Origin of the sequence: Streptomyces sp. NPDC015171 (genome assembly GCF_043079545.1) — a bacterium.
GTDB lineage: Bacteria > Actinomycetota > Actinomycetes > Streptomycetales > Streptomycetaceae > Streptomyces.
Window position 1 is genome coordinate 109,848 of the sequence record NZ_JBIBUO010000017.1, and the last position, 15,910, is coordinate 125,757.

At 72.8% G+C, this 15,910-nt stretch carries 16 protein-coding genes; 7 read left to right on the forward strand and 9 right to left on the reverse strand.

Going from position 1 to position 15,910, the window contains the following annotated elements; all coding sequences use genetic code 11:
• The first annotated feature begins 153 nt into the window (after positions 1-153).
• Positions 154-1,380: an acyl-CoA dehydrogenase family protein gene (locus tag ACF073_RS34265; protein WP_392075368.1), complete on the forward strand. Its 1,227-nt coding sequence runs from the start codon at positions 154-156 to the stop codon at positions 1,378-1,380.
• A 52-nt stretch (positions 1,381-1,432) separates the two neighbouring features.
• Here ACF073_RS34265 and ACF073_RS34270 read toward each other — a convergent pair whose 3' ends face one another.
• From ACF073_RS34270 to ACF073_RS34300, 7 genes are all read right to left on the reverse strand, one after another.
• Positions 1,433-1,951: a cupin domain-containing protein gene (locus ACF073_RS34270; protein ID WP_392075369.1), complete on the reverse strand. Its 519-nt coding sequence runs from the start codon at positions 1,949-1,951 to the stop codon at positions 1,433-1,435.
• 7 nt (positions 1,952-1,958) lie between these two features.
• Positions 1,959-3,182, reverse strand: coding sequence for a cytochrome P450 (locus ACF073_RS34275; protein ID WP_392075370.1), 1,224 nt, complete (start codon positions 3,180-3,182; stop codon positions 1,959-1,961).
• Positions 3,179-4,237 carry a type III polyketide synthase gene (locus tag ACF073_RS34280; RefSeq protein ID WP_392075371.1) on the reverse strand — a complete coding sequence of 353 codons (1,059 nt, stop codon included), beginning with the start codon at positions 4,235-4,237 and terminating at the stop codon, positions 3,179-3,181. The genes ACF073_RS34275 and ACF073_RS34280 overlap by 4 nt, the downstream gene beginning before the upstream one ends.
• 664 nt (positions 4,238-4,901) lie before the next feature.
• On the reverse strand, positions 4,902-5,135 hold the full coding sequence (locus ACF073_RS34285) for a DUF6213 family protein (RefSeq protein WP_392075372.1): 234 nt from the start codon (positions 5,133-5,135) through the stop codon (positions 4,902-4,904).
• A 26-nt stretch (positions 5,136-5,161) separates the two neighbouring features.
• On the reverse strand, positions 5,162-6,547 hold the full coding sequence (locus ACF073_RS34290; RefSeq protein WP_392075373.1) for an NADP-dependent succinic semialdehyde dehydrogenase: 1,386 nt from the start codon (positions 6,545-6,547) through the stop codon (positions 5,162-5,164).
• 75 nt (positions 6,548-6,622) lie between these two features.
• A complete protein-coding gene (locus ACF073_RS34295; RefSeq protein WP_392075374.1) occupies positions 6,623-7,096 on the reverse strand; it encodes an NUDIX domain-containing protein in 474 nt (157 codons plus the stop codon).
• The gene (locus tag ACF073_RS34300) at positions 7,093-8,631 is read right to left on the reverse strand and encodes an ATP-dependent DNA ligase (RefSeq protein WP_392075375.1); all 1,539 of its coding nucleotides are present in this window, start codon (positions 8,629-8,631) and stop codon (positions 7,093-7,095) included. The genes ACF073_RS34295 and ACF073_RS34300 overlap by 4 nt, the downstream gene beginning before the upstream one ends.
• A 269-nt stretch (positions 8,632-8,900) precedes the next feature.
• Between ACF073_RS34300 and ACF073_RS34305 the strand changes: the two genes are divergently transcribed.
• From ACF073_RS34305 to ACF073_RS34330, 6 genes are all read left to right on the forward strand, one after another.
• Entirely contained in the window at positions 8,901-9,509 is a 609-nt protein-coding gene (locus ACF073_RS34305; RefSeq protein WP_392075376.1) for a helix-turn-helix domain-containing protein, read from the forward strand.
• A 67-nt stretch (positions 9,510-9,576) separates the two neighbouring features.
• The gene (locus ACF073_RS34310) at positions 9,577-10,548 is read left to right on the forward strand and encodes an NADPH:quinone oxidoreductase family protein (protein WP_392075377.1); all 972 of its coding nucleotides are present in this window, start codon (positions 9,577-9,579) and stop codon (positions 10,546-10,548) included.
• Positions 10,545-11,726, forward strand: coding sequence for an acyl-CoA dehydrogenase family protein (locus ACF073_RS34315; RefSeq protein ID WP_392075378.1), 1,182 nt, complete (start codon positions 10,545-10,547; stop codon positions 11,724-11,726). Before ACF073_RS34310 ends, ACF073_RS34315 begins: the two co-directional genes overlap by 4 nt.
• On the forward strand, positions 11,723-12,805 hold the full coding sequence (locus ACF073_RS34320; RefSeq protein WP_392075379.1) for an acyl-CoA dehydrogenase family protein: 1,083 nt from the start codon (positions 11,723-11,725) through the stop codon (positions 12,803-12,805). Before ACF073_RS34315 ends, ACF073_RS34320 begins: the two co-directional genes overlap by 4 nt.
• Positions 12,806-12,965: 160 nt before the next feature.
• Positions 12,966-13,829, forward strand: a complete 864-nt coding sequence (locus tag ACF073_RS34325) for a phosphatidylinositol-specific phospholipase C/glycerophosphodiester phosphodiesterase family protein (RefSeq protein WP_392075380.1) — start codon at positions 12,966-12,968, stop codon at positions 13,827-13,829.
• 102 nt (positions 13,830-13,931) lie between these two features.
• Positions 13,932-14,126: a hypothetical protein gene (locus ACF073_RS34330; protein WP_392075381.1), complete on the forward strand. Its 195-nt coding sequence runs from the start codon at positions 13,932-13,934 to the stop codon at positions 14,124-14,126.
• A 1-nt stretch (position 14,127) separates the two neighbouring features.
• Here ACF073_RS34330 and ACF073_RS34335 read toward each other — a convergent pair whose 3' ends face one another.
• Together ACF073_RS34335 and ACF073_RS34340 are read right to left on the reverse strand one after the other, a co-directional pair.
• Positions 14,128-15,366: a phosphodiester glycosidase family protein gene (locus ACF073_RS34335; RefSeq protein WP_392075382.1), complete on the reverse strand. Its 1,239-nt coding sequence runs from the start codon at positions 15,364-15,366 to the stop codon at positions 14,128-14,130.
• Between the two features lie 75 nt (positions 15,367-15,441).
• A complete protein-coding gene (locus ACF073_RS34340) occupies positions 15,442-15,801 on the reverse strand; it encodes a DUF779 domain-containing protein (RefSeq protein ID WP_392075383.1) in 360 nt (119 codons plus the stop codon).
• Between the last annotated feature and the right edge of the window lie 109 nt (positions 15,802-15,910).

A 15,910-nucleotide genomic window follows, 5' to 3' on the forward strand; every position in this document is an offset into this window, starting at 1 on the left:
GCTGATTCGGTGACGCCTGCGCAAACTAACACTGACCGGTCCCCTGACATCGAACGGGATGCCGAGGCGTCATCGCCGGTTGACTTTTCCTACCCATCAGTAACAGACTCGGGTTACCGCTAGTAACATCGCACCGCCGCCGCTGGAGGGGACATGGCCGAGTTCACCATGGAGCTGAACGACGAACAGAGGGAAGTCCGGGACTGGCTCCATGGCTTCGCCGCCGATGTGATCCGTCCCGCGGCGGCCGAGTGGGACGAGCGCGAGGAGACCCCCTGGCCGGTCATCCAGGAGGCGGCCAAGGTCGGCATCTACTCCCTCGACTTCTACGCGCAGCAGTACTTCGACCCCACCGGCCTCGGCATCCCGATGGCGATGGAGGAGCTGTTCTGGGGCGACGCGGGCATCGCCCTGTCCATCGTGGGCACCGGCCTCGCCGCCGTGGGCGTCCTCGCCAACGGGACCGAGGAGCAGATCGGCACCTGGATCCCGCAGATGTACGGCGACCCGACCGATGTCAAGGTCGCCGCGTTCTGCTCCTCCGAACCCGACGCCGGCTCCGACGTCGCCTCCATGCGCACCCGTGCCGTGTACGACGAGGCCGCCGACGAATGGGTGATCAACGGCACCAAGACCTGGGCGACCAACGGCGGCATCGCCAACGTCCACGTGGTCGTCGCCGTCGTCGACCCGGAGCTGGGCTCCAAGGGCCACGCCTCCTTCATCGTCCCGCCGGGCACGGCCGGGCTGTCCCAGGGCCAGAAGTTCAAGAAGCACGGCATCCGCGCCTCGCACACCGCCGAGGTCGTCCTGGACGGCGTCCGGGTCCCCGGCTCCTGCCTGCTCGGCGGCAAGGAGAAGCTGGACGAGCGGCTCGCCCGCGCCCGGGAGCGGGCCAAGGCCGGCGGGGAGCGCGTGAAGAACGCGGCGATGGCCACCTTCGAGGCGAGCCGGCCCGCCGTCGGGGCCATGGCGGTGGGCACCGCCCGGGCCGCGTACGAGGTCGCCCTCGACTACGCCATGACCCGTGAGCAGTTCGGGCGCCCCGTCATCGACAACCAGGGCGTCGCCTTCCAGCTCGCGGACATGCGCACGCAGGTCGACGCCGCCCGGCTCCTGGTGTGGCGGGCCTCGTGGATGGCGGTGAACGGCAAGCCGTTCACCGCGGCCGAGGGCTCGATGTCCAAGCTGTTCGCCAGCGAGACCGCGAAGAAGGTGACCGCGCAGGCGATCCAGATCCTGGGCGGCAACGGGTACACCCGCGAGTACCCGGTCGAGCGGATGCACCGGGACAGCGCGATCTACACCATCTTCGAGGGCACGAGCGAGATCCAGCGGCTCGTCATAGCGCGCACCCTGTCGGGGATGCCGATCCGGTAGCGCGCCGCACCGGGCCGGCCCGCGGGGAAGGCGCCCCCGCGGGCCGGCCCGCTCACCTGTGCCGCAACGGCGTGAGCTGCTCGATGTCGTACTTCGCCCGCAGCGCCTCGATCGCCTCGTGGTCCGGCGGGCCGCCGTCCCTGAGGATCTCCAGCAGCTCGTCGAAGTACCTCTCGTGGTCCGGCGGGGGAGACGACTGGAAGAACATCCTCGCCGGGGCGTCCGTGGGATTGGCGAAGGCGTGCGGGCAGCCCGGTGGTACGACGATGAGCGTGCCCGGCGTCGCCCGGACCACCCGGTTGCCCGAACTCGACTCCCACTTCTGCCAGTTGTCGGGAGTGCGGACCCGCGGCTCGAAGGCGAGCACGTCCAGCTCGCCCTCCAGGACGTAGAACAGCTCCTCGCTGCGCGTGTGCACATGGGCGCCCACGTCGAAGCCCGGCGGCACGTCCACCTCGAAGGTGGAGGCCGCCCGCGAGTGGGTGCCCGTGACCTTGAACGTCACCCGCTGGGCCGGCGTCTCGACGATCCGGCCGTGGCCCGGCGGCACGTACAGTCCCTCGGTCGTCATGGGCGGCTCACCAGGTCACCGGCAGGGCCTCGGGCCCCCGGATCAGCGTGCCCCTGCTGAAGGGGACCTGATCCGGCGGCACGGCCAGCCGCAGGCCGGGTACCCGGTCCAGCAGGGCGTCCAGCAGGAGTTCCTCCTCCAGCCGGGCCAGCATGCCGCCGGGGCAGTAGTGCGGGCCGGAGCCGAACGCCACATGCGGGTTCGGGCTGCGGGAGAAGTCGATGGTCCCCGGGTCGGGGAACACCTCGGGGTCGCGGTTGGCGGCCAGATAGGACACGTAGACCGGGTCGCCCGCGCGGATGCGGACGCCCCCGATCTCCATGTCCTGCCGGGCGATCCGGGACAGCCCGACCGCGTTGCGGTGCGGTATGTAGCGCAGCAGTTCGTCGATCGCCCGGCGGCGGATCCCCGGCTCCGCGCGCAACCGCTCGACCAGGGCGGGACGGGTCAGCAGCAGGTAGAACATCTGCCCGCTGTTGCTGGTGACCGCCTCGCCGCCGATCTGCAGGAGTACGGCGAACCCGACGGCCTGGTCCGGCGTGATCTCGCCCCGGCCCACCGCGGCTCCCAGCAGCGAGGCGACGTCCTCGCCCGTGCTGGTCTCGCGCAGCCCGATCAGGTCGGCGAAGTACCCGGCCATCTCCCGTTTGGCCCGCTCGCTGACGTCCTTGCCGTGCGAGGACGAGAGGATCAGCTGGGTACGGACGTGCATGAGGTGCCGGTCGCCGGCCGGGACGCCCATCAGCTCGCAGATCACCGCGATCGGGAACGGGCTGAGCACCGCCGCGGTGAGATCCGCGGGCGGGCCGCCCCGCAGGAGTTCGCCGACCAGTTCGTCCAGCATGTCCCGCGCCTTCTCCCGCACCCGCTCCACACCCTTCGCGGTGAACGCGGCGGCCACCGAGCGGCGCAGCCGGGTGTGGTCGGGCGGGTCGAGGAAGCCGACCGCGCCCCGGTCCGGGATGAAGTGCGGGGCCAGCCGGGTGACCTGCCGGCCCATGACCGCCTCACGGCTGAACCGGGGGTCGTTGGCCACCATGCGCACGTCGTCGTACCGGGTGACCAGCCACGCCCAGCCCCGGCCGTTGGGCAGCTGGACGCGGGTGACCGGGCCCTCGGCCATCAGCTCGGCCAGCACCGGGTCGAACTCCGTGCCCGGCAGGTCGAGCGCCGGCCAGTGCCGGATCGGGGGCGGCGCCCCGGTGCCGGTGAGGAGGACCTCCTGGGTCATCGGGTGTCTCCGTTGACCCAGCGGCCCACCGTCATCTCGGCGGTGATGCCGGGGCCGAACCCGGCGAGCAGTCCGCGCGCCCGGTCCTCGGCGCCGCCCTCCTCGAAGAGCCGGCGCAGCGCGTCCAGGACGACGGCGCTGGCGATGTTTCCGTACTCGGTGAGCGTGGACCGGCTGAACCGGAACGCCTCCGGGTCGACCTGAAGGAAGGTGCTGAGGTCGTCGAGGATCCGCGGACCGCCCGCGTGGATGATGTAGAAGTCCAGGTCGGACGCGTCCCAGCCGTGCGTGCCCGCCAGGTCCTTCAGCGCGGGCGCGAGCGGCTCCATGGTCGTCGGCACCCGCTTGTCCAGCAGGAAGTGGAAACCGGTGGCCCGCACGTCGTAGGCGATCCAGTCCTCCGTCTTCGGGATCAGGTACGAGCCGTTGCGCTCCAGCTGGACGCCCGTGCCGCCGCTGCCGCGGACCACGGCGGCGGCGATGCCGTCGCCGAACAGGCCGTTGGAGAGCAGCGAGCCGACACCGAGGTCGGTGGGCTGGTAGCACAGCGAGCAGAACTCGCAGGCCACGATGAGCGCGTTGGCGTGCGGGTAGGCCGAGCAGAAGTCGTGCGCCCGGTTGATCGCCGCACCGCCGGCCGCGCAGCCCAGCTGGGCGATGGGGAGCTGGCGGGTGGTGCTGTCGAAGTCCATCTCGTTGATCAGCCACGCCGTGAGCGAGGGCATCATGAAGCCCGTGCACGAGACGTAGATGATCACGTCGATGTCGCTGGTGAGCAGCTCAGCGTCGTCCAGAGCCCGCTGGATCACCGCGGGCACCCGGGCCTTGGCCTCGGCCTCGTAGAGCTTGTTGCGCTCTTCGAAACCCGGGTGCTTGAGGGTCTCCTCGATGGGCTGGACGATGTGCCGCTTCTTGACGCCGGTGTTCTCGATCAGCCGGAGGGCCAGTGGGAGTTGCGGGTGGTCCTCGTGGCGGGAGCGCGCCAGCTCCAGCGTCTCCTCCATCGTGATCACGTGCTCCGGGACCGACACCGAGGGTCTGCACAAGGTCGCCATGAACCGTCCCTGCTTTCCTGTTTCCGGATGGCCTGTGCCAACCGGGTCGGAAGGTGGTTCACCTCTGTGGGTGCTCCACCCACCGTCACCCGAGAGGGCGACGATCTCGCGTTGGATTACTCCGAATCGGGGACCCCGTGTCAGGCTCGACGAACGATTTGTGCCGCCGGACGAGGGAAAGCGCCATGACCGCTGTTACGGCCGAAGACCTGCTGGGGAACGCCGCACGGGCCCTCGCCCCCGCCCCCGCCGCCCACCCGCCGGTGCCCCGGATCGACAGCGGCGCGGCGCCCCTGGAGACAGCCGTGGCGGGTGCGCTGGCCGGCGGCGGTCCGGCCGCAAGAGCCGCGCCGGGCGGCGAAGTTGGCGGTGGAGGCCGCCGCGACGTCCGGCGGGGACGCGGTCAGGGCCGGCCAGGACACTCGGACTCCGCGTCGGCCCTCCCGGCCGGGTGCCGGAAGGCCGTGCGGCCGGCCGGGATGAGCCACTGACGCTCCGGCGCCCGCACGGCGAGGGGGCAGGTGACGGCTGCGGTGCGGCGGGGGCTGGAGACCGGTGCGCCCGACCCGGCCTGGCACACCGGTACGGGAGCCTGCCGCAGACGTACGAGGGCGTGTTCCGGGCGCCGCCGGCGCCGCCGGCCCAGGTGGGCGGACACGGGGCGTTACGGCGCCCCGCTGCTGTGCGCGATGCACGCCACGTCGATACGGTCCGCCAGCTTGGCCAGCTCGATGGTCAGTGCGGCCACGGTGTCCTCGTCGAGCTCCTGTTCGCCCGCATCGACAAGATGCAGCCACCGCGCGCCCACGGTCCGCAGCAACTTACTCACGTCGGCCGCCGCCACCTGCAAGGCACCGCGGTCGTCGACGATCAGAGGCAGGGTCACTTCGCGGTTCACAGAACGGGATGGTAGCCGCGCCGCGCTCACGCACCCTGCCAAACCGTGGTGATGTTGCAGAACTCCCGGATTCCGTGCCCGGACAGCTCACGCCCGTACCCCGACCGCTTCACACCGCCGAACGGGAACGCCGGATGGGAGGCGGTCATCCCGTTGACGTACACGCCGCCGGCCTCCAGGTCCCGGGCGAACCGCTCCACCTCGTTCTCGTCACGCGTCCACACGTTCGAACTCAGGCCGAACGGGGAGTCGTTGGCGATCAGCACCGCCTCGTCCAGGTCGTCCGCCCGGTACAGCGTGGCGACCGGACCGAACGCCTCCTCGCGGTGGATGCGCATCTCCCGGGTGATGCCGGCGAGGACGGTCGGCGGGTAGTACCAGCCGGGCCCCTCCGGCCGTTCGCCGCCGCACAGCACCTCGGCGCCGCTGCGCCTGGCGTCGTCGACCAGCTCCTCCAGGTCCGTGCGGCCCCGCTCGCTGGCGAGCGGCCCGATCTCGGTCTCCTCCGCCAGCGGATCGCCGGTCCTGAGGGCCTTCATGCCCGCGACGAACTTCTCGGCGAAGGCGTCGTACACCTCGGTGTGCACGATGAACCGCTTGGCGGCGATGCAGGACTGCCCGTTGTTCTGCACCCGCGCGGTCACCGCGACCCCGGCCGCCCGTTCCACGTCGGCGGAGGGCATCACGACGAAGGGGTCGCTGCCGCCCAGCTCCAGCACCGTCTTCTTGATCATCTCCCCGGAGGTGGCGGCGACCGCCCGGCCCGCCGGCTCGCTGCCGGTCAGGGTGGCCGCCTTCACACGCTCGTCGCGCAGGATGTCGTCCACCGCGCCCGAGCCGATCAGCAGCGTCTGGAAGCAGCCCTCGCCGAAGCCCGCCCGGTGGAACAGGTCCTCCAGGTACAGGGCCGTCTGCGGCACGTTGGAGGCGTGCTTGAGCAGGCCCACGTTCCCGGCCATCAGCGCGGGCGCGGCGAACCGGATCACCTGCCACAGCGGGAAGTTCCAGGGCATCACGGCGAGCACCGGGCCAAGCGGGCGGTAGCGCACCCGCACCCAGGAGGCCCCGGAGTCCCGTACGTCCGCCTCGGCGGGCTCCTCGTCGGCCAGCAGCCGCTCGGCGTGCTCGGCGTACCAGCGCATCGCCTTGGCGCATTTGGCGGCCTCCGCGCGGGCCTGCTTGACCGGCTTGCCCATCTCGGTGGTCATCACCCGGCCGATCTCCCGCTGGTCCTCGTCCAGCAGGTCGGCGGCCTTGTTCAGCAACCGGGCGCGATCGGCGAACGAGGTCGTCCGGTACGTACGGAACGTGGCCTCGGCGAGCTGGAGCCGGCGTTCCAGCTCCTCCTCGCCCATGGGCTCGTACGTCTTGAGCGTCTCGCCGTTCGCCGGATTCACCGTCGCGATGGGCATGGCTGACCTCCCTGGGAGCGGGCTTGACTCGACCTTCGCGCGCGGCCCGGCAAGGCGCAACGCGACAGGCCCTGGTCAGTCCGAGTGCTCAGCCAGCCGGTCGAGAAACGCGGCCTGGGCCGTGATGATCAGCGCGCGGGCCCGGTCGAGTCCGTACCACGCCACCCGGTCTAGCTCCGGGAACTCCTGGGTCCTGCCGGAGCGCGGCGGCCACTCCATGGTGAAGGTGCCCGGGGTGATCGTCTCCGGGTCGAGGTCCGCCGCCACCGCCCAGGCCGTGACGATCTTGCCGTTGGACTGCACGACCTCGCCCAGGGGCACGGCCTCGCCGTCCGGCGGAGCAAGACCCAGCTCCTCCTGGAACTCGCGCCGGGCCGCCTCCCAGGCCGGCTCGTCGGGCTCGTACTCGCCCTTCGGCACGGTCCAGGCTCCCGCGTCCTTCTTCGCGAAGAACGGGCCGCCCATATGGCCGAGCAACACCTCGATCCCCTGGTCGGTGTGCCGGAACAACAGCAGTCCCGCGCTGCGCTTCGTCGTCCGTACCGTCACGGCCTGACCTCCGGGTGTGCCGCCAGCAGGGCTTCCACGGTATCGGCCTCCTCGGGGCGCTTGTCCTCGCGGTAGCGGACCACGCGGGCGAAGCGGAGAGTGACGCCGGCCGGGTAGCGGGAGGAGCGCTGGAGGCCGTCGTAGGCGATCTCGACGACGAGTTCGGGGCGGACCCGGACCACCCAGCCGTCGTCCTCGACGGCGAGTTCCCGGAGCCGGTCGGTCTGCCAGGCGAGCAGCGCGTCGGTCATGCCCTTGAAGGTCTTGCCGAGCATGGCGAAGCCGCCGTCCGGGGTGCGCGCGCCCAGGTGGAGGTTGGACAGCTTGCCGGTGCGCCGGCCGTGGCCCCATTCGGCGGCCAGCACCACCAGGTCGAGCGTGTGGACGGGCTTCACCTTCAGCCAGGAGGCGCCGCGCCGGCCCGCGCTGTAGGCGGCGTCGAGCGCCTTGACCACCACGCCCTCGTGGCCGCGGGCCAGTGTGTCGGCGAGGAACCGTTCCGCCTCCGGGATGTCGTCCGGGCCCGCGGCCACCGTGCGCCGCACCCGCATCGGCTCGGGAACCAGCCGGGACAGCTCGGCGTGCCGCTCGGCGAACGGCAGGTCGAGCAGGTCACGGCCGTCGACCGAGAGGGCGTCGAAGAAGACGGGGGCGACGGGGGTCCCCTCGGCGGCCTTCGCCACGTCCGTACGGGAGCCGACCCGGCCCGCCGTCTCCTGGAAGGACCGGGGGCGGCCCGCGGCGTCGAAGGAGATCACCTCGCCGTCCAGGATGAAGCGCTCGCCCGCCAACCCCAGGGCGGCGGCCCGCACTTCGGGCAGCCGGTCGGTGATGTCGTCCAGGGTGCGGGTGTGGATCCGTACCGTGTCGCCGTCCCGGTGGACCTGGACCCGGATGCCGTCCAGCTTCTCCTCCACCGCGCAGGCGCCCAGCTTGTCCACCGCCTCGGCGACCGAGGACGCGGCGTGCGCGAGCATCGGCAGCACCGGGCGGCCCACGGTCAGCCGGAACCGCTCCAGCACCCCGGGCCCCTCGGCGAGCAGCGCCCGGGCCACCGTCTGCAGCGATCCCGCGAGCATCACGGCCCGCCGTACGTCCGCCGGCGCGGCGCCGGTGGCCCGGGCGAGGCCCTCCACCGCGACCGCGTCCAGGGCGCCCTGGCGGACCTCACCGGTGAGCAGCCCGAACAGGAAGCGCTGCTCCTCCTCGGTGGCCGCGCCCATCAGCTCGCCGACGACCCGGGCCCGCTCCGCCTGGGAGCCGGGCCCGGACACCTTGCTCAGCTCGGTGAGCCGGGCGTCGACCTCCCGGACCGTGAGACCGGGCTCGGCGGCGGGCGGCACCCGGTTGCTCAGCGCCTTCCAGCCGACCCCGATCCGGCCCTGCGGCAGCCGCCCGGCCAGGTAGGGGATGACGATGGGCACGTCGTCCGCCTCCGCGTCCCGGAACAACTCGGCGAGCAGCGCGGTCTTGCGGGACCGCGCCGCCGTCGCGGCAACCTCACGGGACACCTCGGCCAACCGGCTCAGCAGCATGCAGTCATGGTGCACCGGAGGCGGCCCGATTACACCCGGGCGGGGGACCGGCCGCGGGCGGAGCGCACCTCGCGCGCGCGGACCGTGCCGTGCGCGCGCCTTCGGACACGCGGAGGCCGCCCGTACGGGGTGCGGCCGGTCCGGCACCGGGTGGTCGACGCGGTCCCGGCAACACGTGATCGGCACCGGCCCGCGGGACCGCCGCTCCCCGGGCTCGCCGAGCCCGCTGCCGCATTGACAAACCGCTTTGCCGAACCTGCAATACGCATATGAGTACCGACGACGTTCTCGCCGAGGTGGGCCCGCGACTGCGGCGGATCCGCAAGCAGCGGGAGGTGACCCTGGCGGCGCTGTCCGAGACCACCGGCATCTCCGTCAGCACCCTCTCCCGGCTGGAGTCCGGGCTGCGCAGGCCGAGCCTCGAACTGCTGCTGCCCATCGCCCAGGCCCACCAGGTCCCGCTGGACGAGCTGGTCGGCGCCCCGCAGGTCGGCGACCCCCGGATCCGGGCCAAGCCGATCGAGCGGTTCGGGCGCACGCTCTATCCGCTGACCCGGCAGCCGGGCGGCCTCCAGGCCTACAAGATGGTGGAGCCGCAGCGGGCGGCCGAACCCGACCCGCGCACCCACGAGGGCTACGAGTGGCTGTTCGTGCTGTCCGGGCGGCTGCGGCTGGTGCTCGGACAGCACGACGTCGTGCTGACGGCGGGGGAGGCGGCCGAGTTCGACACGCGCGTGCCGCACTGGTTCGGATCGACCGGGGAGGGGCCGGTGGAGTTCCTGAGCCTGTTCGGGCCGCAGGGGGAGCGGATGCACGTACGGGCCCGGCCGGCGTCCAGCAAGCGAACCGGGACCGAGGACGGGCAGGCTGTTCCCTGATCAGCAAGCGACCGCTTAGTATGCGTTCGGAACCCGGTCAGACGAAGCAGTCCCGTGGAGGCCCCGCATGCAGGCATGGCAAGTGCACGAGAACGGCGAGCCGAGCGAGGTGATGCGCCTGGCGGAGGTGGAGCGCCCCACGCCCGGCGACGGCCAGGTGCTGCTGCGGGTGCGCGCCGCCAACGTCAACTTCCCCGACGCGCTGCTGTGCCGGGGCCAGTACCAGGTGCGTCCGCCGCTGCCCTTCACACCCGGCGTGGAGATCTGCGGCGAGACCGAGGACGGCCGCCGGGTGATCGCCAACCCCGCACTGCCCCACGGCGGTTTCGCCGAGTACGCCCTCGCCGACGCCCGCGCCCTGCTGCCCGCCCCCGAGTCGCTGGACGACGCCGAGGTCGCGGCCCTGCACATCGGCTACCAGACCGGCTGGTTCGGTCTGCACCGCCGGGCCGCTCTGGAGGCGGGGGAGACCCTGCTCGTGCACGCCGCCGCCGGGGGCGTGGGCAGCGCCGCCGTACAGCTCGGCAAGGCGGCGGGCGCCACGGTGATCGGCGTCGTGGGCGGCGCCGACAAGGCCGCCGTCGCCCGGGAACTGGGCTGCGACGTGGTCGTCGACCGGCGGAGCGAGGACGTCGTCGCCGCCGTGAAGGAGGCCACCGGCGGGCGGGGCGCCGACGTGATCTACGACCCGGTCGGGGGCGCGGCCTACGCCCAGTCCGCCAAGCTGGTGGCCTTCGAGGGCCGGATCGTCGTCGTCGGCTTCGCCAGCGGCACCGTCCCGAGCCCGGCCCTCAACCACGCCCTGGTGAAGAACTACTCGATCCTCGGCCTGCACTGGGGCCTGTACGCGACCAAGAACCCGAAGCTGATCCAGCACTGCCACGAGCAGCTCACCGAGCTGGCCGCGCGGGGCGCCATCAAGCCCCTCGTCAGCGAGCGGGTGCCGCTCGCGCAGGCGGCCGACGCCGTGCAGCGCGTCGCCGACGGGGTGACCACGGGCCGGATCGCGGTCGTCCCCGGGAACGGAGCAGCGGCATGACCGACGCCGAGGAACTGCGCACCCGCACAAGCGAGTTGCTGGCCGCGCACCCGCCCGCCACGACCGGGCGCCTGGACTTCCTCCGGGCCCGCTTCGACGCGGGCCTCGCCTGGGTGCACTACCCGGAGGGCCTCGGCGGACTGGGCGCCCCGCGCTCCCTCCAGAGCGCCGTGGACGCCGAACTGGAGGCCGCCGGTGCACCGGACAACGACCCCCGCCGCATCGGTATCGGCCTCGGCATGGCCGCGCCGACGATCCTGAAGTACGGCACCGAGGAGCAGAAGCGACGCTTCCTGCGGCCCCTGTGGACCGGGGAGGAGGTCTGGTGCCAGCTGTTCAGCGAGCCCGGCGCCGGTTCCGACCTCGCCGCGCTCGGCACCCGCGCGGTCCGGGAGGGCGACGACTGGGTGGTCGACGGGCAGAAGGTGTGGACCTCCAGCGCCCACCTGGCCCGCTGGGCCATCCTCATCGCCCGCACCGACCCGGGCGTGCCCAAGCACGCGGGCATCACCTACTTCCTCTGCGACATGACCGACCCGGGCGTGGAGGTCAGGCCGCTGCGCCAGATCACCGGCGAGGCCGAGTTCAACGAGGTCTTCCTGACCGGCGTCCGCATCCCCGACTCCCGCCGCCTCGGCGAGGCCGGCGACGGCTGGCGGGTCGCCCAGACCACGCTCAACAACGAGCGCGTCGCCATCGGCGGCATGCGGCTGCCCCGCGAGGGCGGCATGATCGGCCCGGTCGCGAAGACCTGGCGCGAGCGCCCCGCGCTGCGCACCCACGAACTGCACCAGCGGCTGCTGAAGCTGTGGGTGGAGGCCGAGGTTGCCCGGTTCACCGGCGAGCGACTGCGCCAGCAGCTCGTCGCGGGACAGCCCGGACCCGAGGGCGCCGGGATGAAGCTCGCCTTCGCCCGCCTCAACCAGGAGATCAGCGGCCTGGAGGTGGAACTCCGGGGCGAAGAGGGCCTGTTGTACGACGACTGGACCCTGCGCCGGCCCGAACTCGTCGACTTCACCGGCCGCGACGCCGGCTACCGCTATCTGCGTTCCAAGGGCAACAGCATCGAGGGCGGTACCAGCGAGGTGCTGCTGAACATCGTCGCCGAGCGCGTCCTCGGCCTGCCCGCCGAGCCGCGCACCGACAAGGACGTCGCATGGAAGGACCTGGCCCGATGACGACGCAGTCCGACCTGCTGTACTCGGAGGAGGAAGAGGCGCTGCGCGCCGCCGTCCGCGACCTGCTCACGGACCACTGCGCACCGGCCGGTGTGATCGCCCGCACCGAGACGGACGCCCCGCACGACCGCGCGCTGTGGAAGTCCCTCACCGAGGGCATGGGCCTGGCCGGCCTCCTGGTGCCCGAGGAGCAGGGCGGCCAGGGCGCCTCCCACCGCGAGGCCGCCGTCGTACTGGAGGAGCTGGGCCGGGCCGTCGCCCCGGTGCCCTACCTCACCAGCGCGGTCGTGGCCACCGAGGCCCTGCTCGCCTGCGGCGAACGGGAGCTGCTCGCGCAGCTGGCCTCCGGGCGCACCATCGGCGCCCTCGCGGTCGGCCTGCACACGGCGGCGGGCGCCCCGGTCACGACCGTACGGCTGGAGAACGGCACGCTGCACGGCGAGTTGACGGGGATCGCGGACGCCGCGGTCGCCGACGTCCTGCTCGTCCCGGCCGACGACGGCGGGCTGTACGCGGTCGCCGCCGAGGCCGCGACGGTCACCCCGCAGGTCTCCCTCGACCTGACCCGCCCGCTGGCCACGGTCACCCTGGCCGGCGCGGCCGGCCGGCGCGTCGGCGACTGCGCGCCCGCCGTGCGGCGTGCCCTGCGGGCCGCCGCCGGACTGCTCGCCTCCGAGCAACTCGGCGTCGCCGACTGGGCGTTGACCGAGACGGTCCGGTACCTGAAGGAGCGCAGGCAGTTCAACCGGCAGGTCGGCGGCTTCCAGGCGCTCAAGCACCGGCTCGCCCAGCTGTGGCTGGAGGTGGTCAGCCTCCGGGCCGCCGCCCGCGCCGCCGCCGACGCGCTGTCCACCGGTGCGGACACCGACGTCACGGTGGCCGTCGCCCAGGCCTACGCCGCACCCGTCGCCGTGCGCGCCACCGAGGAGGCGCTGCAACTGCACGGCGGGATCGGCATGACCTGGGAGCACCCGGTCCATCTGTATCTGAAGCGGGCCAAGGCCGACTCGATCGCCTACGGCACGGCGGGCGCGCATCGCTCGGCGCTGGCCGGGCTGGTCGATCTCCAGGCCCCCTGACGCACCTCCGATGAAGCCCGCCCCGGCCCGGGGCGGGCTTTCCCGCGCGCCCGCCGGTGAAGTGAACAGGGTGCCAACTCCCCGCGAGAGAGGGGCACGTGCGCGGTCATTGCCTCCATACTCTCCCCGGTCCCATCCGGCACCCCCAGGGAGGCAGCGCATGGCCCTCACCACCCGCCGCAGAGCCCTCACCACCCTCGGCGCCGCCCTCGCGGGCACGTTCGCCCTGACCGCGAGCCCCGCCCCGGCCGCCGGACAGCGGCACGGGCCGCGCCCGCTGTGGCAGGCGCACGCCCACAACGACTACGCCCACCCGCGGCCCCTGTCCGACGCCCTCGACCACCGCTTCGGCAGCGTCGAGGCCGACATCTTCCTCGTCGGCGACCAGCTCCTGATCGGCCACGAGCTCTCCGACCTCGACCCGTCCCGCACCCTGGAGTCCCTCTACCTCGCCCCGCTCGCCGCCCGGACCGAGGCCAACCACGGCTCCGTCTACCGGGGCCGGCGCCGGCCGCTCCAACTGCTCGTCGACATCAAGACCGAGGGCTCCTCGACCTACCTCGCCCTCGACCGCGCGCTGCGCCGCCACCCGCACCTGTTCACCCGGTACGCGCACGGCCGCGTCCACCCCGGCCCCGTCACCGTGGTCGTCTCCGGCGACCGGGCGGCCCGTACCCCGATGGAGGCGCAGACCGAGCGCCGCGCCTTCTACGACGGCCGGCTCAGCGACCTCGGCAGCGCGGCCCCGGCCTCCCTCATCTCCCTGATCAGCGACAACTGGACGCAGAACTTCACCTGGACGGGCACCGGCGACTTCCCGGCCGCCGAGCGGCAGAAGCTGCGGAGCATCACCGGCGCCGCCCACGCGCGCGGGCAGCGGGTCCGGTTCTGGGCCACCCCCGACACGGCGGGCCCGGACCGGGACGCCCTGTGGTCGGAACTGCTCGCCGCCGGTGTCGACTACCTCAACACCGACGACCTCGCCGGCCTCGAAGCCTTCCTCGACGCCCGCCCCTCCGCGTAACACCACACGATCGGAGGACATGTCAGCCGCCCGGACGAACCCTCCGCTACGCCACACTTGCGGCCGAACGCCGCACATGGGGCGTGGCGGAGGAGGTTCCCGATGGCCATTTCCATCTCTGTGGTGCTGCTGCTTCTGATCCTTGCCGTGATCTTTATCCGCAACTGCTCGCTGAAGGTCTCCCATGCCCTGATCTGCATGCTGCTCGGCTTCTACCTGGCCAGCACGAGCATGGCGCCCACCATTCACAGCGGGCTCACCGCGACCGCCGACCTGGTGAGCAGCCTGCGGCCGTGACTCAGGCGGCGGAGAAGACACCGATGCCGTCGGGTACCGGGCGCTCGGCGCCGCCGCTCGGGTGGTTGCGGACCGTCACGGCTCCGGCGCCCGTGTCGCGGGTGACCATCTCCGTCGAGCCGCCGCCGTCGAGGTTGAACGCGTCGGAGGCGCCCAGCGCCTGCATGACGGCCGCCTCCTCCGCGACGGTCATGCCGGTGCGGTAGTCGGCGGCGCCGTCCAGCGCCGCGATCAGCAGCTGCCGCCCGCCGCCGGTGCAGCCCACGAACGTGCGCACCGCCGAGGTGGTGTCGTCGAGGCCGGCGAGCGGGGCGCCGCCGCGCAGCACCGGGAACCCGCCGATCGCGAAGGCGTACGGCACCTCGGACGAGGCCGCCACCAGGGCGTGGGTGATGTCCACCGGGTCACCGACGGACAGCTCGCGCAGCTGCCGAGCGCCCTCCTCGCGGCCCACCAGGACCGTGGTGTCCGCCGGGATCGTGCCGCTGCCCGGGGCGTCGGAGACGGCGGCCACCCGGCCGTCGCGCACCTTCACCTCGTAGGTCTCGTCGCTGCACGGCGCCGAACGCTGGGTGTCGGTGCCGCAGACGGCACGCACCCGGGAGGCGGTGCCCCAGCGCGCGGTGAAGGCGCCGACCGAGTTCACCGGGAGCGCGTACTGGTTGAGGCCCTTGAGGGGCAGCGAGCCCTCGGGGGTGGTGACCGAGCCGGTCAGGGAGAGCCGGTCCAGGCGGGCCCGCCGGTCGGTGCCCACGCCGAACACGTCCTCGGTGGCCGTGCCCGGAGGCAGCGAGGGGCCGAACCGCTGGCCCTTCGGCACCGCCGCCTTGAACACCTCCCCGGCGGCCACGGCCGGTCCGACGGCCGCGCCGGTGGCTTCCACGCCGGGGTGCTGGGTCTCGGTGATGTCGAAGAAGTCGCCGTTCACCCCGGCCACCGCGCCGGCCGAGTCCGCCAGCCGGGAGACCGTCGCCCGGGCCGCCACCGCGCCCGGGTGGAGCAGGTCGACGCGGACGTGCGGATCGGCCAGGTCCACCGTGAGCAGGTGGACGCGTGCCGTCCCCGCCCCGGCGGTGACGTCGAACTGCCGGTAGGTGACACCCGGCGCGACGCGTCTGCCCGCCGGAACGGCACCGGCCGGCGCCGCCCCCGCGAGGGCCGCACCGGCCAGCACACCGAACGCCGTGACAACCGTGAGAACCGTTCTGCCCGTTGCCGAACGCCCGCGACGTCTGGTCACCGTGCCTCCTGATGTCTCGTCAACTGTCCCTATGTGCAGGGGCAGTGCACCAGACCCGGGCGGCCGGCGGGCCGACTAGGCGTCGACGACGCGAGAACGGGTGAGAAAACGCACCCCCTCGGGTGCTTCGAGGGAGAAACCGCTGCCCCGGCCCAGTACGACGTCCACGATCAGCCGGGTGTGGCTCCACGCCTGGTACTGGCTGCGCGACATCCAGAACGTGACGGGCTCCGGTACGCCCTCCACCGCCAGCTCCGCCAGCAGCACGTCCGAGTCGCCCGTGCGGAACTCGCCGTCGGGGTAGCACATGGGGGCGCTGCCGTCGCAGCAGCCGCCGGACTGGTGGAACATCAGCGGGCCGTGTGCGGTACGCAGGCGGCGGATCAGTTCCTGGGCCTGCGGAGTGAGTTCGACGCGCGGGGTCTCGACTTCCATGGCACCGTCCTGGACAGCTGGGGAGCGTGGACCGGGTCCAGTCTCACGGCTGGTCATGGATCGGTCCAGAAGGCGTGCTTGCCCGCCGTCACCGCCTTCCGGCCGGCCT